This is a genomic window from Cohnella sp. GCM10027633 (assembly GCF_042675445.1).
Lineage (GTDB): Bacteria > Bacillota > Bacilli > Paenibacillales > Paenibacillaceae > Cohnella.
The window spans coordinates 271,697-298,067 of sequence record NZ_JBHTGV010000001.1 but is presented as its reverse complement, the minus strand read 5'-3'; the positions used below and the strand labels follow the sequence as shown (position 1 = coordinate 298,067).

General features: G+C 58.9%; 19 protein-coding genes. 11 read left to right on the top strand and 8 right to left on the bottom strand.

Annotated features, from left to right (window positions below; translation table 11 throughout):
- Window positions 1-3: 3 nt before the first annotated feature.
- The 5 genes from ACFQZG_RS01245 to ACFQZG_RS01225 form a co-directional block, all read right to left on the bottom strand.
- Entirely contained in the window at window positions 4-1,086 is a 1,083-nt protein-coding gene (locus tag ACFQZG_RS01245) for a GerAB/ArcD/ProY family transporter (protein WP_378149300.1), read from the bottom strand.
- Window positions 1,083-1,334 (bottom strand): hypothetical protein, encoded by a 252-nt coding sequence (locus ACFQZG_RS01240; RefSeq protein WP_378149298.1) that lies wholly within the window; start codon window positions 1,332-1,334, stop codon window positions 1,083-1,085. The genes ACFQZG_RS01245 and ACFQZG_RS01240 overlap by 4 nt, the downstream gene beginning before the upstream one ends.
- Window positions 1,331-2,518, bottom strand: a complete 1,188-nt coding sequence (locus tag ACFQZG_RS01235) for a Ger(x)C family spore germination protein (protein WP_378149296.1) — start codon at window positions 2,516-2,518, stop codon at window positions 1,331-1,333. Before ACFQZG_RS01235 ends, ACFQZG_RS01240 begins: the two co-directional genes overlap by 4 nt.
- Window positions 2,496-3,968 carry a spore germination protein gene (locus ACFQZG_RS01230; RefSeq protein ID WP_378149295.1) on the bottom strand — a complete coding sequence of 491 codons (1,473 nt, stop codon included), beginning with the start codon at window positions 3,966-3,968 and terminating at the stop codon, window positions 2,496-2,498. Before ACFQZG_RS01230 ends, ACFQZG_RS01235 begins: the two co-directional genes overlap by 23 nt.
- A gap of 189 nt (window positions 3,969-4,157) precedes the next feature.
- Entirely contained in the window at window positions 4,158-5,030 is an 873-nt protein-coding gene (locus tag ACFQZG_RS01225) for a helix-turn-helix transcriptional regulator (RefSeq protein WP_378149293.1), read from the bottom strand.
- 126 nt (window positions 5,031-5,156) lie between these two features.
- Between ACFQZG_RS01225 and ACFQZG_RS01220 the strand changes: the two genes are divergently transcribed.
- Together ACFQZG_RS01220 and ACFQZG_RS01215 are read left to right on the top strand one after the other, a co-directional pair.
- Window positions 5,157-8,186 (top strand): glycoside hydrolase family 2 TIM barrel-domain containing protein, encoded by a 3,030-nt coding sequence (locus ACFQZG_RS01220; RefSeq protein ID WP_378149292.1) that lies wholly within the window; start codon window positions 5,157-5,159, stop codon window positions 8,184-8,186.
- Window positions 8,187-8,409: 223 nt separating this feature from the next.
- The gene (locus ACFQZG_RS01215; RefSeq protein ID WP_378149291.1) at window positions 8,410-10,860 is read left to right on the top strand and encodes a DNRLRE domain-containing protein; all 2,451 of its coding nucleotides are present in this window, start codon (window positions 8,410-8,412) and stop codon (window positions 10,858-10,860) included.
- A 66-nt stretch (window positions 10,861-10,926) separates the two neighbouring features.
- On the opposite strand, the gene ACFQZG_RS01210 is transcribed toward ACFQZG_RS01215, so the two are convergent.
- A complete protein-coding gene (locus ACFQZG_RS01210; RefSeq protein WP_378149290.1) occupies window positions 10,927-13,305 on the bottom strand; it encodes a hypothetical protein in 2,379 nt (792 codons plus the stop codon).
- A gap of 298 nt (window positions 13,306-13,603) precedes the next feature.
- On the opposite strand from ACFQZG_RS01210, the gene ACFQZG_RS01205 reads away from it, so the two are divergent.
- From ACFQZG_RS01205 to ACFQZG_RS01170, 8 genes are all read left to right on the top strand, one after another.
- Window positions 13,604-14,365, top strand: a complete 762-nt coding sequence (locus ACFQZG_RS01205) for an SDR family oxidoreductase (RefSeq protein WP_378149289.1) — start codon at window positions 13,604-13,606, stop codon at window positions 14,363-14,365.
- Window positions 14,366-14,493: 128 nt separating this feature from the next.
- A complete protein-coding gene (locus tag ACFQZG_RS01200; protein WP_378149288.1) occupies window positions 14,494-15,087 on the top strand; it encodes a TetR/AcrR family transcriptional regulator in 594 nt (197 codons plus the stop codon).
- Between the two features lie 146 nt (window positions 15,088-15,233).
- Window positions 15,234-16,280: a LacI family DNA-binding transcriptional regulator gene (locus ACFQZG_RS01195; RefSeq protein WP_378149287.1), complete on the top strand. Its 1,047-nt coding sequence runs from the start codon at window positions 15,234-15,236 to the stop codon at window positions 16,278-16,280.
- A gap of 90 nt (window positions 16,281-16,370) precedes the next feature.
- Window positions 16,371-17,108, top strand: coding sequence for a 6-phosphogluconolactonase (locus tag ACFQZG_RS01190; protein WP_378149285.1), 738 nt, complete (start codon window positions 16,371-16,373; stop codon window positions 17,106-17,108).
- Window positions 17,105-18,277, top strand: coding sequence for an N-acetylglucosamine-6-phosphate deacetylase (locus tag ACFQZG_RS01185; RefSeq protein WP_378149284.1), 1,173 nt, complete (start codon window positions 17,105-17,107; stop codon window positions 18,275-18,277). The genes ACFQZG_RS01190 and ACFQZG_RS01185 overlap by 4 nt, the downstream gene beginning before the upstream one ends.
- A gap of 59 nt (window positions 18,278-18,336) precedes the next feature.
- Entirely contained in the window at window positions 18,337-19,242 is a 906-nt protein-coding gene (locus ACFQZG_RS01180) for a helix-turn-helix domain-containing protein (protein WP_378149282.1), read from the top strand.
- 41 nt (window positions 19,243-19,283) lie between these two features.
- Window positions 19,284-20,261 carry an N-acetylglucosamine kinase gene (locus tag ACFQZG_RS01175; protein WP_378149280.1) on the top strand — a complete coding sequence of 326 codons (978 nt, stop codon included), beginning with the start codon at window positions 19,284-19,286 and terminating at the stop codon, window positions 20,259-20,261.
- A gap of 25 nt (window positions 20,262-20,286) precedes the next feature.
- On the top strand, window positions 20,287-21,603 hold the full coding sequence (locus ACFQZG_RS01170) for a 6-phospho-beta-glucosidase (RefSeq protein WP_378149278.1): 1,317 nt from the start codon (window positions 20,287-20,289) through the stop codon (window positions 21,601-21,603).
- Between the two features lie 81 nt (window positions 21,604-21,684).
- Here ACFQZG_RS01170 and ACFQZG_RS01165 read toward each other — a convergent pair whose 3' ends face one another.
- Window positions 21,685-23,625, bottom strand: coding sequence for an alpha/beta hydrolase family protein (locus ACFQZG_RS01165; RefSeq protein ID WP_378149276.1), 1,941 nt, complete (start codon window positions 23,623-23,625; stop codon window positions 21,685-21,687).
- 109 nt (window positions 23,626-23,734) lie between these two features.
- The gene (locus tag ACFQZG_RS01160; protein WP_378149275.1) at window positions 23,735-24,607 is read right to left on the bottom strand and encodes a helix-turn-helix domain-containing protein; all 873 of its coding nucleotides are present in this window, start codon (window positions 24,605-24,607) and stop codon (window positions 23,735-23,737) included.
- Window positions 24,608-24,959: 352 nt separating this feature from the next.
- Here ACFQZG_RS01160 and ACFQZG_RS01155 point away from each other — a divergent pair, with 352 nt between their 5' ends.
- Window positions 24,960-26,336 carry an ABC transporter substrate-binding protein gene (locus tag ACFQZG_RS01155; protein ID WP_378149273.1) on the top strand — a complete coding sequence of 459 codons (1,377 nt, stop codon included), beginning with the start codon at window positions 24,960-24,962 and terminating at the stop codon, window positions 26,334-26,336.
- The last annotated feature ends 35 nt before the right edge of the window (window positions 26,337-26,371 follow it).

Genomic DNA, 26,371 nt, shown 5'->3' with positions numbered 1-26,371 from the left:
GCATTATCTTCTTCGCAGCGAGTGTACGAGCGTAAGCGCGAGCGGAATCCCCGCCATCGGTAGCAGCGTCGAGAACGGCGCGATGGTTGAATTATAGGCGACAAGATCGTGCAATTCGGTGAAGCTATGGCTCGCGATCGCGAAGAACAACAGACCGATCGGCACGATGAACGGACGAACCTCGCGTATTCCGAACAGGCTGCCGAACACTTGCGCGAACACGTATTGCAGCACGATGATCTCGAACAGCGTGAACATCGTCCATATCCCGATGATCATGATCTCGATCCGTTCGATATACTCGCCGATCTTGACGAGCTGAATGGCCGAGAAGAACGGGAACGTCGCGTTCGCGGTCAGCCGATAGCCGAGAGAGCCGAATGCCAAGTACGCGGAGACGAACAAGTAGACGCAGGATGCGATCAAGGCGGCAAACAAGCCGATCAGCGTATGACGGCCGCCCGTCGTTCGGGAGAACAGGAAGCAGAAGACGATCGACTTGCCGAACGGGAAGAAGAAACACTGCAAGCCTCCGAGCGCGATCTCTGGCGCGGCGTGACGGAGCGGCGGCAAGAACGGGTTAATATGGACGTCCTTGAGAATCATGAGAATGATGAACGCGATGCCGACGAGGAACATCGGCAACGAGATCAGCACGGTTCTCGCGATCGCACCCAATCCGAGATACGCCGCATAGGTGGTCGTTAGCGCGATCATGAGCAGGATTTCCGCGGACGAGGTGTTCGGCAGGACGACGGTGCGGTAGAAGGAAGTGAGCGCTTGCGCGGCCGCGCCTTGGATCTCCAGCATATACGCCAGATAGACGACCAGCGCGGCTTTGGCGATCGGCTTGCCGAGCAGGCGATCGAATACTTCCGCCATGGACAATCCGGGATATCGCGAGTACAGCCGGTACATCAGCCAGATCATGAAGGACGACAAGCCAAGACCGATCGCGTAAGCCATCCAGACGTCCTGTCCGAGCGTCTGGGCTTCGGCGAGGAACAGCGTGGAGAAGCCGGACAAGAAGCTGAACAACAGACAGCCGATCGCGAAAGGGGTCAGTTGCTCCGGACGGGCCGTCATTCCGTCGGTATCCCAGGCTGCAGCAATCGTAACGCATATTCCGAGATCGGCGAATAGACGAATTGGTAAAGCGACTCGACGGTCGGCATGTAAGGGCCGGAGAAGGGCATGAAGTACAGGGACACGACGATACAGAGGAGTAGAAGCAACCGGGCATCGCGCTTCCGTTGGTTACGAAACAGCCTCGAGCAAGATAGGGCTCCGTAGACGAGCGAGCTTATGCCGACGATGAGGAACATGCGGATCATCCTTTCTTCAACTCGCGTATCATGCCTTGCTTATCGAATACCGCCTGCGCGTCGACTTCAACCTGAATGGCTGGGTAGACGGTATCCCATTCGTCTTTGATGCGATCCCACATGCGCGAATGGTCGCGTTCGATCGTGCCGGAGAATCCGACGACGTCCGTTCCGAGCTCGCGCTGGAACTTCCCGACGCTCGAAGATACCATCTTCCGAAGATCTGCCGACGCCGTCCGCTCGAGGAGAGCGATTGTCGCCGGATCGTCCAGCGACAGCGGAATCTCCGATTCGCTCAGAGCCAGATCGAACGTCAATTTGATCGAGATCCGCGGCTTTCCGTCCCGGAACGACGAGCGGATCGATTGCTTCGTTTGCCGGACGGCGAACGTGACCCGCCGGCTGTCTATCGCGGCAATATGCGAGAATTCCAGATTCGCCCACAGCCTTTTATCCGAGAGCAACTGTACGACGAGCACGTCTTGTCCGAACATCCAATGCCGCAGCTTTCCTCGGCCGATGACCGCGCCGCCGTCCAGAACGTTGCGATCGCGGTTGCCGCCGCCCCCTAAGATTTGCCCGCGGGAGGCGATTCTGCCGACGACGAACCCGCGATGCGGGTTCGGATAACAATCCGCGACTTCGTACAAATTCCGCGAGATGCTCCGACCCCAAGATTTCTCGTTGCGGATTTTGCCCAGCAGGTCGTTGGACAGAAGGTCGCCCGTCGTCGTCTTCGCACGCAACCGATCGGCGGCCTTGCCTTCGCTGACGATGAAATAGCTGGACATGCGCACTTGCCGGTTTCGGGTCAGAAAATCCAATATTTCGTACAGCGAGCCGCGAGCCGCTTCTTCTCCGACGATGACGAATTTATTGTGCATCCAGACGAGCGTCTTGCCGGCTTGGCTTCTCAACGTCTTGGCGGCTTCGAGGATCGAGCGCCCTTCGCCGACGGCGACCGTCTCCGTCAGCTTGCCGGCACCTTCCGTGTTCGGCGCGTTCGGCATGACGCTGTAGGAGGAGAACGAGAACCGTTTCGCTTCCGCGTCGTAGTCGACGCCAATGGCCATAACGAGCGCGATGTCGCCGATCTCCATCGTATCCGGCGAACAGCCGACGGGCGCCAAGACGAGCAGAGCGAGAAGAGCGCCCGTCGCCAATCGGCGATTAATTCTCGCGGTTCCCGTCATGCTTCGCCCTCCCGGTTGCGGATGTCCTGAACTTGACCGGCAGCAACACGAAATTCTGAAGAGACGCTTTCCAGCCCGCCGGATTGACGGGATCGAGGAAAGGAACGCCCAACGTTTGCAACGAGCAGAGGTGGAGAAGCAAGACCAGCAGTCCGAGAGATATTCCCAATACGCCCATATAGGAGGCGAACAGCATCATCGGGAACCGCAGCATGCGGAGCGAGAGCGCCATGCTGAACGATGGGTTCGTGAAGGATGCGATGCCCGTCATCGCGACGACGATAACCATCGGCCTCGACACGATTCCGGACTGTACAGCCGCTTCGCCGATGATGAGAGCGCCGACGATGCTGACCGATTGGCCGACGACCCTCGGCAGACGCAAGCTGGCCTCTCGCAAAATTTCGAAGGCGGCTTCCATGACGAGCGCTTCCACGAACGTCGGAAACGGGATGCCCGCCTTGGAAGTAAGGAACGCCATCATGAGGGGAGTCGGTATCATCTCCAGATGGAAGGTCGTCAACGCGATATAGAGCGAGGGGCCGAATAAGGAAATGAATAGCGTGATGAGCCGGAACACGCGCAAAAAATTCGTGATATAAAAACGCTCGTACAAGTCCTCGCTCGGATGAAGCATCTCGAAGAAGGTGGTCGGAGCGATGAGCGCGATCGGCGTTCCGTCCGCCAGGATGGCGGCTTTGCCCCGGTTCAAGGCGACGACGACGCGGTCCGGCCTTTCCGTGTTGAAGATCTGGGGGAACGGAGAGAACGTGCTCTCCTGCAGCAGCTCTTCCAGCTGAGTATTGGCGAGCAGCACTTCGAGCCGGCAGGCGGACAGCTTGTCTTGCAGCTCCTCCAGTATGGCGGGATCGATTCTGCCGTCGAGATACAGCAACGCGACCTTGGTGCTGCTATGCGTGCCGATCACGTAAGTCGACATCTTCAAGGACGGCGACTTCATTCTCCGGAATATCAGTCCCAGGTTCGTTCGGAGATCCTCGATGAACGCTTCGCGCGGTCCGCGTACGTTAATCTCGATTTGCGGTTCTTCGACGGCTCGCGTCACGTAACCCGGCAATCGAAAGCCGAACGCATCCGGGACGCCGTCCTGGAATACCGCGACGCCCGCATCGAGGATGAAGGATACCGCCGCGTTCAGATCGGACAGCGTCTCCAATCTGCAAGTCGAGCGCAACGCGGACAGCACGTCGTCCGCGGAAAGAGCCGAACCGCGCGTACCCGAGGTCCTTTCGCGCGCGTTGCGAACGACATGCACGTCCAACGTCTTCTCGTCGACGAGGACGTCCAAGTACAGAAGCAACGCACGGTCCCCGTCCAGGCTTCCCGCGATTTCCCTAACGATAAGCGATTCATTGTTCGAGAACAGCTCGCGTAAGGCGTCCGCGTTACGGGAGGCGGAAGCCGTCGGCGGCAGGGAGGATGGCTCCATCGTGCGACCCCCTTGGCGCAATGTGCCGAATTCGATCGGCTGTAGCTTACTATTGGATAATACGATGGCCGTTATTCCCAGATGAGGCGAGACGGCTCCGACTTTCCAATAAGAAGGAAGCCCGCGAGACGGATGCTCGCGGGCTTCGTGTGCGCATAGGACGTTGCGGCGCGTTCGTATCACCAATCATTAATCGTCGAACGGCGTGGCGCTAAGCCGGCGATAATCGTTAGGAGCGACGCCGAACGCGGCGCGGAACGCGCGGGCGAAGTAGGCGGGCTCCATGCCGACCTGGGCGGCGATGTCGGCGACGGGCGCGTTCGGGCGAATGCGGAGATGCCGGGCGGCGCTCTCCAGGCGCAGCGTCTTCAGATATTGCAACGGCGTCGTGGCGTATGCCGTCAAGAACAATCTCGTGAGATGCTTCCGCGAGTAGCCTAAGTGTTCGGCCAAACCGGTAATCGTCGTCGTGCGCCGGTTCAGGTGATCCCGAAGGAACCGGGATGCCGCCTCGACGACGGCATTCGCGCCCGATGCCTCGGCGGGCGGCCTGTCGGGCATGCGATCGGCGTTGGCGCCGGCATGCCGCTGTCGGCCGAGCTCGCACAAGAACGCGAGCAGCAGCTCGGACGCGCGCCAATAATGCTGTGCCGGACCGGACAGCTGCCAGATGCTCTCGATGAGCTCGAACATCCGCTCCGTGTTCCCGACGCCGATGAGAGCGGCCTCGTCTCCGAGCGACCATGCGCGCAGCGCTTCCGGCGGTGAGGAGAAGGAGACGAACCCGATCTTCCAAGGCTCGTAGCCTTCCGACACGTATTCATGCGGCGCATGCGCGGGTACGAACAGAACCTTGCCCGAATCGACGATGTCCCATTTCGTACGCCCGAGCAGCCGGAAGCGCCCCTTGCCGGAGAAGGTCGCGAACAGTTGATGCGCGGAGAAGCCTTTGGACCTCGTCATCGGGTACTGCTCTTCGGTTCCGACCGTATAGACGGAGTAGGGAAGCGGCTCTCCCGTCAGCTCCGTGAGCGCGTTCGTTCTTAACGGAAGTATGATCATCTCGATGGCTCCTTGCGTGATATGTCTCTTTTGTCCTATCGATTGTCGCTTTTGACTTCTATGAGATCCAGTATATCAGAATTTATACTAGCGGTAGCCTTAGCAGACAAAGGAGAATGGATAACGATGATTCGGATTCCGACATTATGGGAAGATCCAAGGCAATTGCACCTGAACCGGGAAGCGCCGAGAGCCGCATTCGTGCCTTACGCGGACGCGCAGTCCGCCGCTTCGGGGAAGCGCGGACGTTCGCCGTTCTATCGGACGTTGAACGGCAGCTGGGCGTTCCGCTATTACGAGAGCGTTCGCGACGTCAAGGAAGCGTTCTACGATCCGGACGCCGATCTTAGCGGCTGGGACCGGCTGCTGGTGCCTTCCTGTTGGCAGACGAACGGCTATGACCAGCTTCACTATACGAACCTCAATTACCCGATTCCGTGCGATCCCCCGTTCGTGCCGGACGACAATCCAGCCGGCGCCTATTCGCGCGAATTCAATTTACCGCCGAGCTGGAACGGCAAGCGTACGTTTGTCGTGTTCGAAGGGGTCAACTCTTGCTTCTACCTGTGGGCGAACGGACAATTCGTCGGCTTCAGCCAAGGCAGCCGCGTGCCGGCGGAATTCGACCTGACGCCGTACGCGAAGCCGGGCAAGAACACGATCTCCGCGCTCGTGCTGAAGTGGTGCGACGGCACGTACATCGAGGATCAGGACGCTTGGCGGTATTCGGGTATTTTCCGGGACGTGTACTTGCTGGCGCGGGAAGAGAAGCGCGTGCGCGACGTCTTCCTGAAGCAAGACCTCTCGCAAGACTTCGAGACCGCGACGCTTCGGGCGGACATCGAGACGGCTGGAGGCGAAGTCGCCGTGAAAGCCGTTCTGCGCGACGCGGGCGGACGCGCGATCGCCGCGGGAGAAGGAAAAGTGGACGGATCCGGTTCATTGGAACTCGTCGTGCGAGATCCGATCCTATGGAACGCGGAGCAGCCGTACCTGTATGCGCTTCACGTACAAGCGGGCGAGGAAACGTTGTATTTCCCGGTCGGCTTCCGGCGAATCGAGATTAAGGAAGGCGTATTCCTCATTAACGGCATGCCGGTGAAGCTCAAGGGCGTCAATCGTCACGATTCGCATCCGACGCTCGGGCAGACGATTCCGTTGAACCATATGATCCAAGATTTGAAGCTGATGAAGCGCCATAATATCAATACGATTCGCACGTCGCATTATCCGAACGATCCTCGATTCCTCGACTTGTGCGACGAGTACGGTTTCTATGTCGTCGACGAGGCGGATCTGGAAGCGCACGGTATCGCCAGCTCCGATCACTGGAAGGAAGGCGCGTTCCATAAGCTGTCGGCGGATCCGTCATGGCGCGAAGCGTTCGTCGAACGCGCGATTCGCATGGTCGAACGCGACAAGAACCACGCTTGCGTCGTCATGTGGTCGATGGGGAACGAATCCGGTTATTCGGACAACCATATCGCGATGCAGGAATGGACGCGAGGCCGCGATCCGTCTCGCCCGGTCCACTATGAAGGCGCCGCGCCGGGCTACAAAGGGAGCGAGAACACGGAATCGTTGGACGTGGACAGCCGCATGTACGCGACGGTTGCGGAAGTGAAGGCGCACGGGGAAGACGAGTCGAAGAAAAAGCCTTTGTTCCTGTGCGAATACAGCCATGCGATGGGCAACGGCCCGGGCGACCTGCAGGAATACTGGGACGCGTTCTACGCGTATCCGAAGCTGATGGGGGGCTGCGTGTGGGAGTGGGTCGATCATGGCATACTGACGCGCTCGGAAGACGGCACGCCGTTCTTCGCTTACGGGGGCGACTTCGGAGACAAGCCGCACGACGGCAACTTCTGCATCGACGGCCTCGTTACGCCGGACCGGAAGCCGCACGTCGGACTGCTCGAGCTGAAGCAGGTCATCGCGCCGGTGCTCGTGGAAGCCGTCGACGCGCAAGCAGGCTCGTATAGCGTCCTGAATCGTTACGACTTCCGGGATTTATCCGGCATTTATCTGACCTGGAAGATCGAAGACGATTCCGGGCGGATCGTTCGGCAAGGACAAGCGAAATCTCTGTCTGCGAAGCCGCACGAACGGGAGACGATCGACATTCCGGAAGCCGCTTCGTACGCGGGCGAAGGAATTCTGACGTTCGTAGCGCGCCTGCAGGAAGAGACGGCTTGGTCCGACGCGGGCTACGAAATCGCGTTCGCGCAGTTTCCTGTGCGCGGCCGGACCTCCGGAGAGACGGAACGTAATGCCGCCGCCGAATGGCCGATACAAGCCCGGGAGGAAGACGAGCTCCTCGTCCTTGAAGGAGAGAGCTTCCGCCACGCGTTCGATTTGCGCAGAGGAACGCTGGCCGGCATGTCGTTGAACGGGGTAGAGATGCTCGCCGCCCCGGCGGCCTTCGCGATCTGGCGTGCGCCGACGGATAACGATATGTACGTGAAGCAGAAGTGGAAGACGGAAGGCTACGACCGCGTAGGCATGAAGGTGTATGGCACCCGCTGGAAGCAGGTCGACGCAGCGCAGGTCGAGGTTCACGTCTCATTCGCGCTCGGAGGCTATATACAGCATCCGATTCTCAAGGGCGAAGCGACGTGGCGATTCGACGGCAGCGGCCGCGCATCGTTGTCCGTATCGGTTAACGTACGCGAAGAGCTGATCTATCTCCCGCGCTTCGGCTTGCGGCTCGAGATGCCGGGCGGAACCGAGGAGATCGAGTACGCCGGCTTCGGACCTCACGAGACGTATGCCGATAAGAGGCGCAGCGCCAAGAAGGGCGTGTACTTGACGACGGTCGAGCGCATGTTCGAGAGTTATATTCGTCCGCAGGAGAACGGATCGCGTAACGGCACCGAGTGGATGATCGCGACGAACGAACAGGGGATGGGGCTGCGCTTCGACTCCGAATCGCCGTTCTCGTTCAACGCCTCCCACTATACGCCGGAAGAGCTGACCGAGAAGACGCACGCCCATTTGCTGCGCAAGAGCGGCAAGACGATCGTGCACGTCGACTACAAGATGAGCGGCGTAGGCTCGAACTCGTGCGGTCCGGAGCTGCTTCCGGAATATCGCTTCGACGAGAAGAGCTTCACGTTCGAGCTGGATATCTTGCCGGTGTTCAAGGAAGACGAATAAGTACGTGCATGCAGCATCTTGGGACCGTCCCGGAAGTCGTAGAGACTTCGGGACGGCCTATTTCGTCTTCCGGTCGAGAAGATAGTATCAGTCGTGAAGAGGATAGAAGAAGAACGAAGGACGAGGCGATTATACAATGAAGGTGCGGGAGATGCGGCATAGACGGCGAGGATTCCCGAACACAGCTCCGTATCCAGTCCCGACACGATAAGGAGGTTGTATGATGTTGAAAGGATCCGTTGATCGAAAGGCCAAGATAAGCTTGGCGGCGTTACTGGCATTCGCGATGCTGATAGCCCTATTCATCAGCCTGAGACCGACGTATGCCGCGACGACGCTGATCGAAGGCATGAACAATCAGCAGCCGCCCTCGCTGCCGAAGCCGGCCAAGGGGATCCCGTTCGCGGATCCGACTTACAACGCTACGGTCGTCAGGGCGACGGACTTCCTCGCGGACGGCATCGTCAGAGTCGACGACGGCGTCACGCCGGTGTTCGTTCGCAACGACTATTCCCGGCGTCAAGCGTTCAATCAGGACGACTCGAAGTACATCGTGAAATCGCTCGACGGTTTCTGGTACTTGTACGACGCGAATACGTACGACAAGCTTCAAAGACTGCCTCATCTGGGCGGAGCTGCCGAACCGCAATGGAGTCCGGTCGATCCGAACTTGCTCTACTACATTCCGAACAACGGGGGGTTGGTGTTGAACCGGCTGAACATCGCGACCGGCGCGACGGCCGTCGTCGCGAACTTCGCGAATCGTCTGCCATGGTCGAGTTCGGCGCACGTCTTCACCAAATGGGAAGGATCGCCGTCGGCAGACCTCCGTTATTGGGGGTTCATGGTGGACGACGCGAACTACAACAGTCTCGGCGTGTTCACGTACGATCTGTTGACGGACACGATCCTGTCTACGAAAAATACGAACGGCGTGCGGCCCGACCATGTCAGCATGAGTCCGTCGGGAGACTACTTCATCGTATCCGGGGATGACTCGTCGGGCACGGTCGCATACGCTCGGAACAATCTAAGCACGCCGGTCCGGACGTTGCACCACAAGAGCGAACACTCGGACATCGCGATCGACGCGAACGGCGACGACGTGTACGTCGCGATCGATTACCAATCCAACTCCGGCGACGTGTTCATGACCAACATTCGCACGGGCGCGAAGATTTCGCTGTTCCCGACGTATGGCACCGGGCAGATTACTTCGGTTCATTTCTCCGGCAAAGGTTACGATCTGCCCGGATGGATACTCGTGTCCACTTATGACGATATCGCCGGCGTGCCCAAGCAATGGTACAACGAGAAGATTATGGCGGTAGAGCTGAAAGAAAATCCGAGAATCTACAATCTCGCGCACCATCATATGTTCAATCGCGTCTCGTATGAGAACGAACCGCATGCAACGGTGAACCGCGATTTCACCAAAATCCTGTTCAATTCCAACTGGGAGACGAATTCGGGGACCAATAACGACGCGTACATGATCAGACTCGAACCGGGCGATATCCCTGAAGCGGGGGCGCCGAATCCGAACCCTACGCCAACGCCGACCCCGACTCCGACACCAACGCCAACGCCAACGCCGACCCCGACACCAACGCCAACCCCGACGCCGCCACCAGGTTCGACGACCGTGACGTTGCAGCAGGGGACGAACGGTTACTCCGGCGGCAAGGACCAGAGCCACCTTCGGGAGACGAGTCCGAACGAGGGTCACTACGGAGCCGGGCAGACGACGAGTTACTACTTGCGCGACGGCGGCTTCCCGACGAACGCTCTCGTTTACTACGACTTGTCGGGGCAGTTGCCGGCCGGCGCCATCGTCGACTCCGCGACGCTATCGCTCTATAATAGCGGAATCGATTCCTATACGGGCGGTACGCTCGACCTGTACCGCATAACCGACGCCGGAAGCAACGGCATGTGGGCGGAGGGCGGCAATACGGATTATACCGTTAAAGACGGCGCCGCATGGACGAGAAGAACGGGGACGGGCAATACCGTCTCGTCCGGTTGGACGGATACGTCCGGCAGCACGATCATGGACGCCGTCGATTCGACCGCTTCGGGTACGATCGCGCTCTCGACCGGAGCCGGCTGGAACGTCTCGTCGGACGTTACGGACGACGTGCAAGCATGGTTGGACGGAACCGAAACGAACCAAGGCTGGTACTTGCGGACGAGAGCGAGCAGCGGCATCAATATCCAAGGCGTCGCGAGCAATCAGAGCGCGAACGCCGCGAACCGGCCGAAGCTGACCGTCACGTATCATATGCCATCCACGATCGTCGATGACGCGAACGCCGCGGTATCTTACAGCTCGGGCTGGCAGCACAACCCATCTTCCTATTATTACGCCGGCACGAAAAGCACCTCCAACACGACGAACGCTTCCTTCGATTACACGTTCACCGGAACCGGCTTCGCGCTATTCGCGACGGTTCAGCCCTATGCGGGCAAGTTCAACGTGTACGTCGACAACATGACGACGCCCGTCGCGACCGTCGATACGTACCATGCGACGCAATCGTTCCAAGTGAAGGTTTACGAGAACCTCTCGTTGGCTGCGGGCACGCATACGGTGCGCGTGAAGCTGAACGGCCAGAAGAATAGCGCGGCGCTCGGTTATAACATCGGATTCGATTATTTGGAATATCGGTAACGGGCACGACGGCATAAGAGAAGCCGAACGGGGATGATCCCGTTCGGCTTTTTGCCGCGCGATGTGTTATTCGACGAACGTTAACTTGATATAGTTGTCCGCGTCCCAATAGCCTCCGGTTCTGCCGAGCAGCGAGAACTCCCCGTAGCTGTTCAGTTCGATGCCTGCCTTCGCGTACATCGCGCCGTCCTTCTCGAGCTTGCTCCGCATCGCGTCGTTCAACTTAAACTCGGCTTCGAAAGACCATTTGCCAGGCTCTGCGGGCAAGCTTGCGACGATCGCGTCCGTCGACAAGCCCGAAGCTTCGAACAGATGCTTGCGGTTTAAGCCGTAATGAATCGCTGCCGTCCGGTTGTCCGCTTCGCCGTACGGCAGCTCCGGTACCAGGAACAGCTCGAACACGTCGTCTGTCCACCACGATTCGGACGTCTCGCGCTGTTCGGCCTTTAGCTCTCCGGGGCCGGTAATCGTGCCTTGCGCGTACAACGTATCGCCGCCGTCCCAGGCGAACGCGACAAGGTGCTTGTAGGTCAACGGTTTCCCTTCGGTGTCGACGGCGACCTCGTAGCTCTCGACGCCGTTCCAATCGTCTAGCGCGCCATCGATCCGGATCGGCGCGGTGCGAACGTCGAGCGATTCCGGGATGCCGGCGAACGTATCCGGGTTGAGCGCCGGTCCGGCAGCAGCGACAATCGGCGTTGGCGCAACATAGGGCGTCGCATCAGCGCCATCGTAACGCGCGTAAGGACCGACTTGCGTCGAGCCCGCGGCGAGCGGCCGACCGAGCGCGTCGAATCGGCTGTAGTCTATCCCGTCTACGACGAACGGTTCGGGAGCCGATCCCGCATCAATCGCGGGGCTGTCGGAACGGAGGAAGAAGTTGCCCTGTTCCGCGTTCAGGAACAGCGGATCCGCCGTCAAGCTGTCCGTGCCCGGTGCGGGAGGCTTGCCGACGCCGTGGAAGATCGAGTTGCTCGATGCGACGCTTGACGTGAAGTCGACGATGTAGTCGGAGAAAATATTGTTCGAGGACGCTACCCGCGCATCCTTCGGCGCGCTGACGGCGAAATGCGTCGTTCCGTAGAATAAGCTGTTGCGAATCGACAGCTGTTCGCCGGCGAGAATAAGCCCGCCGCCGGAGCCGTCGATCAGGTTATTGCGGAAGTTAATGGCGTTAACGATAGCGTAATCGTATTCCCATAGCTTGATGCCGACGCCGCCGTATTGATGGCCCGCCTGCGCTTCGTCATGCGTCACGACTCCGAACAACGAGGCGTGAGGGGAGCGGAGATCCCAGCCGTCCTGCCCGTTATGATGCGAGTAGCAGAACAAGTAGACGTTGTCCGCGGAAGGGTATCCCCATCGCTCGTACTCGCTGTTCTTGCTGACGAAGCCGTTCGCATGCTTGTATTGAAAAATATCCGCGGTCTTGCCGTTCGGATTCCATGCGGATTCGAGGTATTGGAACCGACCGTGGTCGATGCTGCTGAGATGGAAGCCGTCCGCGTCGTTGAACTTCGCCTCGCTGTGCGAGATTGTAATATAATGGCGATTGTCTTCGGGCGTATTGCCGGACATGCCGGCATGGAACCCGGTGCCGTATTCGAGATGGGTCTGTTCCTCGATCTGCTCGTAAGGATACGTATTATCGTTGAAGGAGCAGTCCCAGAACGCGATATGCTTCACGCGGGCGGCGAGCTCCACGCCGTAATCTTCGCCGCGCAAGCTGCTCTGATCGATGCCCATGATCGTCACGTGCTCCGTCTCGTAGGCGATGTCGATGCCCGCGCCTTTCAATTCCACGACTTCGCCGGGGACGTTCATGATCGTGATCGGCTTGCCCGCCGCGCCGCTGCGGTCGACGACGATCGGTTCGCCGTATTGGCCGCCGAGCAAGAACAGTACGTCGCCCGGGACAAGCTTGCCGGTCGCGGTCGTCGTATCCCAAGGCTTAGCCTTCGAACCGTCGCCGTCCGCCAGACCGTCCGGCGATGCGTAGTACCGGTTGCCGACGTTCGACTTGCCGTTGTCGATCGTCACCCGGTTGACGGCCGTACCGATTAATGCGCCGGTTAAGTCGTAAGCCGTCACCGTAATGGCCAGCGGACCGTCTTCGAACGCCGAGGTGTCGAACGTCCGAATCCAGTACCGGTTCTTGACGTAGGTTCGAGCCTCGAGCTCCAGTTCTTCTCCGAAGCGGACGACGACTTTGCCGACGCCCCGATCTTCCTCCAGCCAGCCTTCGCCGGTATACGCCAGGCCATGCACCTGCGCGATTCCGGACATAACCGCATCCTGGGGCGGATAGAAGAAGCCGATGCCGCGATCGTTCGCGTATTCGTCCAGCTTAACGGGAATCGGTTCGGGTTCGTCCTTCTCGCAACCGATTGCGAGCAGCAGAGACGCGGAAGTAAGTAGAATGGCGAGCATCCAGCGTAATTTCATACGGTTCCCCCTCGTTATTCGATATAGGCAGCGGCGCGCTACTCTTAAGCATAAAGAACGGGGAGGGGACGATTCCTCTGCAATCTTCTCGACAAGTGATACAATCCGATCGAACCTGGCCGTCGTAGCGGACGACAATACGACAGTGATTTGTCTATTATCCTGTACATGCGCGACATTCCGGTTCGCTCGTATCGTATAGGCGACGGAATCCGATTCGGCGTAATTGACTTGCTCGACCGCTCTTTTCTATAATGATAATGAACAGTTGTTCAATAACCTACCGGAGGGATCAAACATGAGATTGGAAGGCAAAGTAGCGGTCGTTACCGGAGCCGCGTCGGGCATGGGCAAAGCGATCGCGGAGCTGTACGCGAAAGAGGGGGCCAAGGTCGTCGTCTCCGACCTTAATCTCGAAGGCGCGCAAGCGGTAGCCGAAGGCATTCGCGCGAACGGCGGTACCGCCTTGGCGATCCGAACCAACGTAGGCGATCTCGGCGACGTGAACGCGATGATCGATACGGCGGTCGGCGAGTACGGAACGCTCGACATTCTGGTGAACAACGCGGGCATCATGGATAATATGGCAGGCGTCGGCGACGTGGAAGACGATCGCTGGGACTTGATCTTCGATATCAACACCAAAGGCGTCATGCGCGCGATCCGCAAAGCGCTGCCGATCTTCCTCGAGAAGGGCAAAGGCGTCATCGTCAACACGGCATCGACGGGCGGCTTCAGCGGCGCGCACGCCGGCGCGGCTTATACGGCGTCGAAGCATGCCGTCATCGGCATTACGAAGAATACCGGCTTCCTATATGCGCAGAAGGGCATTCGATGCAACGCGATCGCTCCGGGCGCGACCATCACGAACATCGCGTCGTCGATGACCCATTGGAACGAATTCGGCGCATCCCGGACGAGAATCACGCAAGGCGTCATTCCGCGGGCGGGCCAACCGGAAGAGATCGCGCAAGTGGCGCTGTTCCTGGCAAGCGACGAGTCCAGCTTCGTGAACGGCGCGGTCATCGCTGCGGACGCGGGATGGACGGCGGCGTTCTAATCGAATCGCTCTATTCGGAATACCGCATGCAGCTTGCCTGCTTGCGGTATTTTTTTGTACATTCCGGAATCGTCATTATATAATTAACAGATGTGCAATGAATCGTTCAATTAGCGGGGTTAACGAAGATGAATGACAACGACGTAAGAGTCGTGAATACGAAAAAAGCGCTGCACGGAGCGTTGTTGGCGTTACTGAAGACGACGGCGCTCGAGACGATCAACGTGTCCTCCCTATGCCGCGAAGCGGGCGTGAGCAGGGGAGCCTTCTATCTGCACTACAAGGATGTAGGATCGTTGTTCGACGAGCACGTCCTCCATCTGCTGAAGGATCTGGAGGACTCGTTCTACGAGCCGTACCGTCATGTGGCCCGTCTCGTGCCGAGCGATCTCGATCCGTCGACGATCCGGATTTTCCACCACGTGAAGAAGTATCAGCCGTTTTACGAGATCGTGTTCGATAAGAGATCGTCGCTCTCTTACTATTACGCGCTGCTGGACAAGATCAAGAGCCTCATTCTGGAGAGCGCCTCGAACGACCTGTCCGAAGTGAAGGACGTGGGGCTGCTGCTTGCTTTCCAGGCGAACGCGATCATGGGCATGCTCATTCTATGGAACGAAGAGGGTTACGACCGCAGTCCGGAGCAGATGAACGAGCGGTTGACCTACATGCTGAAGCTGCAGGGCAACGGGTTCTCCGACGACGAGAATCGCCACTTATAGACAATATAAAGATTTGTCTTTTAGAGGCAACGGTCCTATGATGAGAATATCCCGCGGTGTAGAAGGGAGAGAAAAGAAATCGATTGCTAGGTTACAGTTCCCTCGGTATAATTGAAAGGAATAGGTATACCCTTGGGAGCGTGACCATGAATAAACCGACGACTATCTACGATATCGCGAAGAAGCTTAACGTATCGGCGGCGACGGTATCCCGCGTGCTGAGCAAGAGCAGCTACCCGGTGAGGCCGGAGCTAGCCAGAAGGATCAAGGAAACCGCCGAGCAGATGAACTATATGCCCAACAGCATCGGCCGGCAGTTGAAGACGAACAAGACGTCCACGATCGGAGTCGTCATTCCTTCGATAACGAACCCGTTCTACGCCGCGGTCGTCTCCGGCGTCGAAGAGATCGCCAGCGAGAAGGGCTATCACGTGCTTCTGTGCAACTCGCAGCAGAACGCGGCGCTCGAGATCAGCCACTTGACGACGCTATTCGAGAAGCAAGTGAAAGGCGTCATTCTATCTCCCGTATCCGGAGCGAGCCGCGAATTGAAAGCCTATATGAACAACGGGCTCAAAGTCGTCTCGATCGATCAGACCATCGACGACTTCTCCGGCTTCCAGATCAACTTCGACTACCGCAAGGGCGGCATGCTCGGTACGCGTCATCTGCTCGAGAACGGGCACCGGGACATCGCGTTCTTGACGGCGCCGCTCACGTTGCCGAGCCGCAAGCAGCTTCTGCAAGGTTTCAAGGAGACGATGGCGGAAGCCGGGATAAGCGTTCCGGACGACCGGATCGTCGTTGGCGGCGACAAGGGAGATGGCGAGGAAGCTTCGCGCGCGCTCGGAGAGTTCGAGAACGGAAGACGGTTGACGAAGCGCTTGCTGCAGACGAAGCCCTGGCCGACGGCCATCTTCGCTTGCAACGATATGACGGCGTTCGGCGTATTGAACGAACTGATGAGCCAGCAAGTCCGCGTGCCCGAACAGATCTCGGTCATCGGGTTCGACAATCTGGAATTCGGCGGCATCGTGTCGCCGTCGCTCTCGACGATCGAACAGCCGAAGTACGAGATGGGCAGAATGGCTTGCCGGATGCTGATGGAATGGATGGACAAGACGGATAACCAGCCCGGAGAGATGATCCTTCAACCGAGGCTCGTGGAGAGAGCTTCCGTGCGCGCGCGCTAGCGACCGTGCGCAAGTACGGAAGAATTCATCGGACATTATAGAAATCGATTGCTATCATAACAACGCTAACGATTAAAGGAGCGAGAAACGATGCAACTTCATATTCACGCGAACGCGGACGAACTCGGGAGAAACGCCGCCGAGGCGGCCGCCGCTTATCTTAACGACTGTATACGGGAGAAGGGCAAAGCGCGTCTCGTCCTGTCCACCGGGGCGTCCCAATTCGAGTTCCTGGCGCATTTCATCGAGCAGCCGGTCGATTGGAGCGCGGTGGAGATGTTCCACTTGGACGAATACATCGGCTTGCCTATCTCGCATCCGGCGAGCTTCCGCAAATATCTCATCGAACGGTTCATTACGCGCGTTCCCCTGAAGAGGGCTTATCTCATCGATGGGGAGAGCAACCCTTCGGAGATCATTCAACAGCTGGAGGCCGCGTTAGCGGAAGGCGAGATCGATCTCGGCTTGATCGGAATCGGAGAGAACGCCCATATCGCGTTCAACGATCCCCCGGCGGACTTCGATACCCGCAGCGCGTACAAGGTCGTCGATCTGGATAACGACTGCAAGGCCCAACAGGTTCGCGAGGGCTGGTTCCCGAGCTTGGCGGACGTGCCGGCTCAAGCGATATCGATGACGGTATTCGGCATTATGAGCTGCCGCCGGATCGTGTCCGTCGTCCCGCGCCCTTCGAAAGCGAACGCGATCTTGAACACGATGGAGAGCGACGTATCGCCGCTCGTGCCCGCGACGATACTGAAGCGCCATGCCGATTGGTCGTTGTATCTCGACCGCGATTCCTCGGCGCTTCTGCCGGTCAAGTCATGACGGCGAATTGCAATGCCGGAAGCTGGATCGGCAGACATGTCGAGACCGGCCGTCCGATCGAAGTGAAGGTGGCGGACGGCATCGTTCAAGCGATCGTCGAAGCGCCGGAGTCTCCGGAGTTGCCGTGGCTATCCGCCGGATGGATCGATCTGCAAGTGAACGGTTGCAACGGAGGAGACTTCAACGGGGATCGGACAGACGCGGAAGACCTCGTCACGGCGACCCGGTATTTGTGGTCGAAGGGCGTGACGCGGTATTTGCCGACCGTCATTACCGGTTCGTTCGAACGAATGGATCGCGCGATGCGAACGATCGCTCTCGCTTGCGAGAGGGAGCCGGACATCGGGGCGTCGATCGGCGGCATCCATATGGAGGGACCCTACATTTCCGACATCACGGGTCCGAGAGGCGCCCATTCGGTTGTGCACGTGCGTAAACCCGACATTCGCGAATTCGATGTTATGCAGAAGAGCGCCGGAGGCAGAATCGCGCTCGTTACGCTGGCGCCAGAGCTGGAGGGCGCGGAAGCGTTCATCCGGCACGCGCATCGGAGCGGCGTCATCGTCAGTATCGGCCATAGCTCGGCGAACGCCGATCAGATTGCCGCCGCGGCGACGGCAGGCGCGACGATGTCGACTCATCTCGGGAACGGCTCGCATCTTACGTTGCCGCGCCACCCGAATTATATATGGGATCAATTGGCGGACGATCGGCTGTACGCGGGGTTGATCGCTGACGGACATCACCTGCCGACCGCCACCCTGAAGACCATGCTGAGAGCGAAAGGCGACAAGGCGTTCCTCGTCAGCGATTGCGTCGATCTGGCCGGATTGCCTCCGGGCGTCTACGGCAGCGAGATCGGAGGGCAAGTCGTCCTCCGGGAAGACGGCAGACTGTACATGCAAGACAATCCGGGCATTCTCGCCGGATCGGCCTCTACGCTCGAAACCGGCATTCGCATCCTCGTCGGGACGCTCGGATATTCGCTGGCCGACGCCGTCGCGCTCGTCACGGAGCGGCCGGCGGAAGCGATGGGCTGGAGCGGGTTAGGCAGGCTTGAACCCGGCGGACCCGGCAGCTTGACCCTATTCGAATGCGAAGAGGGAACGGCGGAAGTCCGCATCGTCGAGACGGTCGTCGAAGGCAGAACGGTATACGCAAGGCAATAGGGGCAGTTACATCATCGCGCGCGCATTCGTATTTTCCGATCCAATGGGGGGTACTGCGAATGAGAGAACTTATTCCCGGGTTCATCGCGTGCGACGATGACAAGCTCGATGCGACGTATCCGATCTCGGTTACCGAATCCGACGGCGTTGCGGCGCAATACCAACGGCTGCATTGGCATGAGCTGTTCGAGATCAATCTGATCAAGAACGGCACCGGCTATTACCATATTAACGGGCGGACGATCGAATTCGAGCGGGGAGACATCGTGTTGATCAACTCGAAGGACCTCCACCGCGCGTTCGAACGTGAAGGGCTCACGATTCTCGTCATCACGTTCAGTCCGTCTTGGTTCCTCGCTGACGCGCGCTACGATCCGACGATTCTGTCTCCGTTCAAAGAGCTGGGCAAGCATTACGCGAATCTCGTCCCGCGGGAACACGCGAGAATGAACGAGCTGCGCCGCATCCTGTTGACCATTCAGCAAGAGAACGAGCGCAAAGCGTTCTCCCACGTCTCCGTCATCCGGGCGTATCTGCTGCGGTTCCTCGCTTACATCGGCCGCGAATGCCGCATCGAGCAAGCGATGCTTGCGGGCAGGCACGCCGGAGCGAGCAACGGACAGCATGCGATCATTCGCGAAGTGCTCGAAATCGTCGATAGCCAGTACGCGATGGAATGGGATCTGAAAAGCTTGAGCGAACGCGCGTATTTAAGCCCGGCGCGGTTCAGCGCGCTCTTCAAGCAGGCGGTCGGCGTGTCGCCGATGGAATACGTCATTCAGATCCGGCTATCGCACGCGGTCCGAATGCTGCAACAATCCGACTGCAAGATCGTGGACGTGGCGAACGAATGCGGCTTCCGCAACTTATCGAATTTCAACCGGCTATTCAAGACTCATATCGGGCACTCTCCGAGCCTGGAGCGCAGACGCTCCGCGTCGGAAGCGCGACTCGGGCGAGCGTGAACGCCATGCTGTGCCAATCTTCAATCGAAGGAATGATCGATATGCCTATCTACCTTGGCGTCGACGCCGGGGGAAGCAAGACGTACGCGATGGTCGCCGACGAACACGGGCGCACGCTCGGCACGGGGAAGAGCGGCAACGGCAACCATCAACTCGACCGGGACGGCGCCGCCGCGAACATTCGCGACGCGGTCCTGCAAGCGCTGGCGGAAGCCGGCCGTTCCGTCGGAGAGGTCGCATACTCGTTCTTCGGTCTGTCCGGAGCGGATCGGGAAGCCGACTACCGAATATTGCATCCGATGATTAAGCCGCTCGGCTTGCCCGAGTACCGAATCAGCTGCGATACGATGATCGCCTTGCGCGCGGGAACGTACCAACCGCACGGCGTCGTCCTTATCTGCGGCACGGGCACGAACTGCGCCGGTCGCGACCGGAAGGGGAACGAGCTGCAGATCGGCGGCTTCGGCTCGATGTACGGAGATTACGGGGGCGGAGCGGATATCGCGATCGACGCGTTCAAAGCCGTTATCCGTCACTGGGAAGGAAGGGGATTCGCGACATCGTTGACCGCGGAGATGTTAAGGGTATACGGATATCCCGACGTCGCTACGATGTTCCACGATTTCCTCGACCGGAACTTAACCCGCGTCCCGCTGTCAATCGTGCCATGCTTGTTCGCGGAAGCCGCCAAAGGCGACCTTGTATCCGGCAGCATTCTGACGAAGCAGGGGAGAGAACTCGGGTTGTCCGCGCAGGCGATGATCCGACGACTGGAACTGGAACAGGACAGCTTCGACGTCGTGCTGGCCGGCAGCGTCGTGACCAAGGGCGAAGGCCCGTTCGTCTTCGAGCCGATCGAGCGCGCGGTAAGGCAAGTCGCCCCGCATGCGCGGGTCGTCAAGCTGCAAGCGGAGCCCGTCATCGGCGCGATACTGAGCGCGATGGACGCGGCAGGGGCGCAGGTGCCGGCGGAGGTCGACCGGACGCTGCGCGAGGTTCGATTCGAGAAAACAGTCTAATAAGGGTCTTAGAGGAGGAACGATCATGAAGAAGGCGATCAAAGTGGTCGTAATCGGCGGCGGTTCGTCCTATACGCCGGAAATCGTGGAAGGGTTCATTCAACGCTATCCGGACATGCCGTTGTCGGAGCTGTGGCTGGTAGACGTGCCGTCGGGGCAGGAGAAGCTCTCCATCGTCGGCAATCTGGCCAAGCGCATGATCGACAAGTCGGGACTGCCGATCGAGTTGCGATTGACGCTCGACCGGCGCTCGGCGCTCGAAGGAGCGGACTTCGTCACGACGCAGATTCGCGTCGGCCAGCTCGAGGCGCGCAGGCGGGACGAGGAAATTCCGCTCGCGCACGGCGTCATCGGCCAAGAGACGACGGGGCCGGGAGGGATGATGAAGGCGTTCCGCACGATTCCCGTGCTGCTCGACATCTGCAGGGACATCGAGGAGCTGTGTCCGGACGCGTGGCTGCTTAACTTCACGAATCCCGCCGGGATGGTCACCGAGGCGGTGAGCAAATATTCGCGCGTCAAGTCCATCGGATTATGCAACGCCCCGATCGGCTTCCGCAAGGCGATGGCGAAGGTGCTGCAGACGGACGTGAGCCGGATTCTGCCCGAATTCGTCGGCATCAACCATCTGCATTGGATTACCGCTCTGCATGTGGACGGCGAGAACAAGCTCGAGAAGCTGTTGAACGGCAAGCTGGAGCTGAATACGCCGGCCAACGTGCCGCATCTGGCTTGGGATGCCGAGTTCCTTCGCGGACTGGGCGCGATTCCGAGCGCATATCTGCGTTACTATTACATGAGGGACGAGATGCTGCGGGAGCAGCAGGAGGCGCTGAAGGGGAAGGGGACGCGCGCGGCGGTCGTACAACGCGTCGAACGGGAGTTGTTCGAGCTGTACAAGGATCCGAACCTCGACGTCAAGCCACCGCAGCTAGAGCTGCGGGGCGGCGCTTATTATTCGGAGGCGGCGGTCAACCTGATGCGCTCTTTGTACAACGATACGCGCGATATTCAGACGATCAACGTGCCGAACGGGAACACGCTAAGCTTCCTCCCTCCGGAGGCGTCGATCGAGGTCAACTGCGTCATCACGGCCGCGGGACCGCTTCCGCTTCCGGTTACCCGCGTGCCTCGGGAAGTGCAAGGGCTGCTGCATGCGGTCAAAACGTACGAGTCGCTGGCGGTCGACGCGGCCGTGCACGGGGACCGGGACTTGGCGCTGCAGGCGATCGTCAGCCATCCGCTCGTGCCGTCGATCTCGGTAGGCAAGGCGCTGCTCCGGGATTTGCTCGACCAGAACGAGGCGTACTTGCCGCGGTTCTTCCCGGCGACGGCGAAGTAAGGGTTCTAACTGAGTCTACGCTAGACGTAAATAAACAATGGCGGTACAGGATCTCCTGTAACCGCCATTTGCTTATTCGCGTTACACAATATCCGGAAGATCGAAGTACCGCAGCATCCCCGGTAGGATCAACCCTCTTAATAGCTCCCTGCTGTACAACCGATCGCGAACGATAGAGCCTACGCTCGCCAGACCGTCTTCGATACGCACTTCATAATCGCCATCGGCCAGTATCTTCGCCAACGAAGCGTACATCCCGAATCCGCCCTCGGCATACAGCTGGACGTCAGATCGATCGACGCCTCTCAAAGTTGCCGCCGCATCCATCGCGCGACAGACTTCGAATGTGCGAAGCGCCGCCAAGCTATCCTCGAGTCCGTACAGATCCGTATCGAACTTGTGCAGCGTGCCGAACCGTTCCTTCAATTCGTATACGGCATAGACGCTGTTGGGAGAGAGGGCGCCTTCGCCGGATACATTCAGAACGAGCGCGATCCTGCCCTCGGCGCACGTCTTCGCGATCCAATCCGCATGCGCTTCGAGCCGTGAAGTTCCGCCTTCCCATAGGCCGATCGTCAGCGGTAACGTGCGCTCCGAGGAACCGTCGCCGGATGCCCTGAAGGCGAACGCGTGAGACATCATTCGCTCTTGGGAGAACCAGATCCAACTGGTGGCGGTCAAGGAAAGGGAAGGCAATTCCCAACGATCGCAAGGCCGAGGGTTCGCATCGGCGGCGACTCTCGGAGCGATGACTCTATCCGTCAACCATTGCTTGGCGCGCGCCAACCGTACGTCCGGCGGAAGCGCGTTGCGCTCCTCCTCCAACGCGGCAAGCCGATCGACGTTCTCGTCGTATACCGCCCGGGCGTTCGGTTCGTCCAGCTTGACCTGACCCGTCCTGGTGCTGCGCAGAAGCGAAGGCTCGAGCAATTGCAGCGGGGCCGTCGCCCACGGTTCGCTTCTTCCGAACAGCCGCGAGGCGAAGAAGGCCGCTGCCGCGTCCGCCATCGCTTCCGAATATTGATGATGCGTCTCTTCCTCGAAGAGCCGAAGATCGTCTCCTTTGCCGTGCAGCTCCCAATAGCGGCGAACTTCGGATAAAGTCTTGCGCGTGCCTTCGATAGGGAAGAAATCTTCCGTCGCCGCCAATACTAGCAACGGGCGAGGAGCGAAGGCAAGAGCGACGTCCGCGTGATCGAAGCCCGCGCCGGCCATCCCCGGCCAGATCTGCTCCGCGTCCTGCGGCATGCCGGAGAGCTGAATCGCTTCCCGGGTAGACAGGAACGTAGCGGGGGCCGCGGCGGCGATTCGGTCGTCGCACATCATCGCGAGGCTGGTCTGCACGCCGCCGCCTGAATTGCCTGTCATGCCGATGCGCGACGGATCGACGTCCTCGCGCGAGCTTAAGTAATCGAGCGCCCGCATGATATCGTGCAGGAAATAGCGGGCTATTCCGTCGCCCAGCGGCCAGCATTGCGCGCCGGCATGCTCGTGGTCGGCTGCATTGGTCAGCGATACGCGATCGGATACGTCGGCATAGCTGTAACGTTCTCCTTGTCCGATCGGATCCAATGCCATGACGACGAGGCCGGCGTTCGCGAGCTTCTGGCACACCATCTGGTAATCCGGATCCTGCTTCGCCCGTTCGCGATGGCCGCATACGAAGAGCACGGCGCCGCCGGGCCGTACGGGCGTGTCGGGAACGTATACGTTCGCCGTCGCGTAAGTGCCTGGCCGCGGTTCGAACACGATCGATTCGATCGAGAATCCCGTCAGGCGCAGGACGTTCATCGTCCTCGGACGAAGAGGCGTATCGAGCGGCGGGAGGCCCCCGATGCCCTCGAGCAGCTTGCCGCGAACCGCCGCTTTCCGTGCCGTCAATGCTTCGACGTCCGCGATGTCGCGACGCGCCCGTTCCCCGGCGAGCAGGGTTTGTGTCGTTCGGCCGTTCACGTAATCTCTCAATTGGCTAGTCAAGTCATAGATCGGTACGCGATAACGTTCTAGATTCCGAAGCTCCATTCTCAACGGCCTCCTGCATCCTATTTGCAACGGTTTAGCAATCGATTGCTAAACGAAGACTATTCCATGCGCGTTCTCTTCCAAGCTATAATCGTAGAATGACTCGTCCTCAACTGCGGGCTTGCGCGGACTTGGCATACTCGGAAGGGGTCATGTTCGTCACTCGCTTGAACGTCTTCGAGAAGTAATGCACGTCGCTGAAGCCGAGCATGCGGGCGATTTCGGTGAAGTTATGTTTGCCCTCGCGGATGTCCAGCTTGGCGCGGTCGATCTTCATCTTGATGAAGTAGGTCATGATGCTGCTGCCCGTCTTTTTCTTGAACAGGTCTTTCAGGCGGGTTTTGGCGATATGCGTCGCATCGCTCATCTCTTCGATCGTGACCTTCGTATGAATCCGGTCCGACAGGAAGCGGATCATCGCGTCGGTGACGTCCGTCTCGGACTTCTCCTTGGCCGGAGTGGAGAGGGGAGAAGAGATGTCGCAGCCCGTATCCTTGCGCAGCAGGCGGATCAGGAACATCTCGAGGTAAATCTTGACCATCTGCTCGCAGCCGATCCCTTGCGTCGACTTACGCTTCAGCGGATAATCGAACGGGAACGTGAAGGCGCCGGCGCCTTCCTTAATGATCTGGGCAAGCAGATTGCGCTCCTCGTCCTGCAGCTGGAGGACGAGATTCTCGAACCGCTTCATCGCCCGGGAACGGCTCTCGAACGTCATGACGATGAAGTTCGGCGCGGTGCCATGGTAGGCGTAGAAGCTGTGGAACTCGTTCGGCTTATGGAAGATGATGGTGCCTTGCTTCAGGCGATGGAGCGTCGTGTCGGCCATGACTTCGATCTCGCCTTTGTCGACGTAGAGGAACTCCCAGAAGTCGTGTTGCTCGCCGGAGAAGACGAAGTTCTTGCTCTTCTCGAAATAGTGGATCGTATAAATGTGCGATATGGCAATCGTTTGCTTAAGCACCGTGTGGTTCGACGCCATCGATCTCACGCTCCCTGCCCGTATAGAGTCTCCGCATGCACTTATCTTATCAATCGGAATCAGGCGTGAAAAGCTTATTTTCGCACTCGGGAGGCGAGGAATATAGCATTTCGGCGGCTAATCGCACAAAGTCTGGCTAATAATACAAAGCCCATTCCTCGCTTGCCACTTATAATAAAGACATTATCGGATGAGAGCACGACTCTCAAAGATAGTAATCGATTGCTCAACGCTGCAGACGTTGCCACTTTATTGAGGACGGTGATTCGAGCTCGTTGCCTGTACTGAAGGAATCGCACTTGGTCTTATCGATTCGAATGCATGATCCAAACCATGGAGAGGGGTTATAAAGATGGTAAAATCGAACAAAACGGTTTTTCTTCTTACGATCGTGCTCGTCTTGTCTCTGGTACTGACAGCTTGTTCCAACAACAATAAAGAGACGGCTTCCAACTCGCCTTCGTCATCGTCTTCCGCAAGCCAACCTGCAAACGCTTCCTCGGAGCCTTCCGCGGAGCCGCAAGAGCCGGTCACTTTGAAAATCAGCTGGTGGGGCGGAGATACGCGCCATGCCGCATACCAAGCGGCGATCGAAGCATTCCATAAGAAATACGATTGGATTACGGTGGAGCCTACATTCTCCGGATTCGAAGGCTATCATGACAAACTAACGGTTCAGTTAAGCACGAAGAACGCCCCGGACGTCTTCTTGTTCTCCCGGGCGCAGACGCAGAACTACGGCAAGGGCGAATCGCTCGTCAATCTGTACGACCACAAGGCGGAGCTGCCGTTCATCGACGAGCTGGACTCCATGATGCAATCTCCGTTCTACAAAGTCGGAGATAAGCTGCTCGGAGTTCCGGCGGGGATTATCGCCAACGTGATCATGTACAACAAAAAGGTGTTCGACGATACCGGCGTACCTTACCCGACCGACGACGAGTCGTGGACGTCGCTGGGCGATAAGCTGTCGCAAGTGCATGCCGCCAATTCCAAGGTATACGGCTTGACCGGTTGGTACGATTTCCCGGATACGTACGCTCTTATGATGAAACAGCTCGGCGCCGAAATTCTCGACGGCTCCGTATCTCCGCCTAAGGCGACGGTTAACCCGGACAAAGCGGCGGTCGTATGGAACTGGACGGAGAAACTATGGGCGGACGGCACGATGGTGCGCACGACGAGCGATACGGTCGGCTTCGAGGCGGGCAACCTTGCCGCGGCTCTCGCCGCTTCCTCCGCCGCGGTTACGACCGTCAGCTTGACTCCAGACCCGATCGGCTTCGCCGTCATGCCGAAGACGTTCGACGGAACCGGCGCCAAGATCGCGAACCCTCCCGTACCGTCCGGTCTCTGGGGCGTGTCGAACGATTCGCCGCACGTTAAGGAAGCACTCTTGCTCGTTAACTTCTTGATGACGGACAAAGAAGGAATCAAGCTGACGGGCATCGAGAGCGGCGTTCCGGCGGTTGCCGAATCCGCAAGATACTTGTCCGAAGAAGTCATCGAGCCGAATACGCCGGCGTTCGACATGGTCGACGTCGTCACGAGATCTCAAGCGGGCGTAGACGAATTCTGGTTGCCCGCGCAGCCTGTCGGCGCTCCGGAAGCGAACGCGGCACTTACGACGACGATCGAGAAGTATATCTACGAAGAGTCGACGCAAGCGGAGTTCATCGCGGAATCCGAAGCCGAACTGAATCGCGTATTCAAAGAAATGAATCCATAATCGTCGCGATAGATTGCGGGCCGGCCGTCATCGGC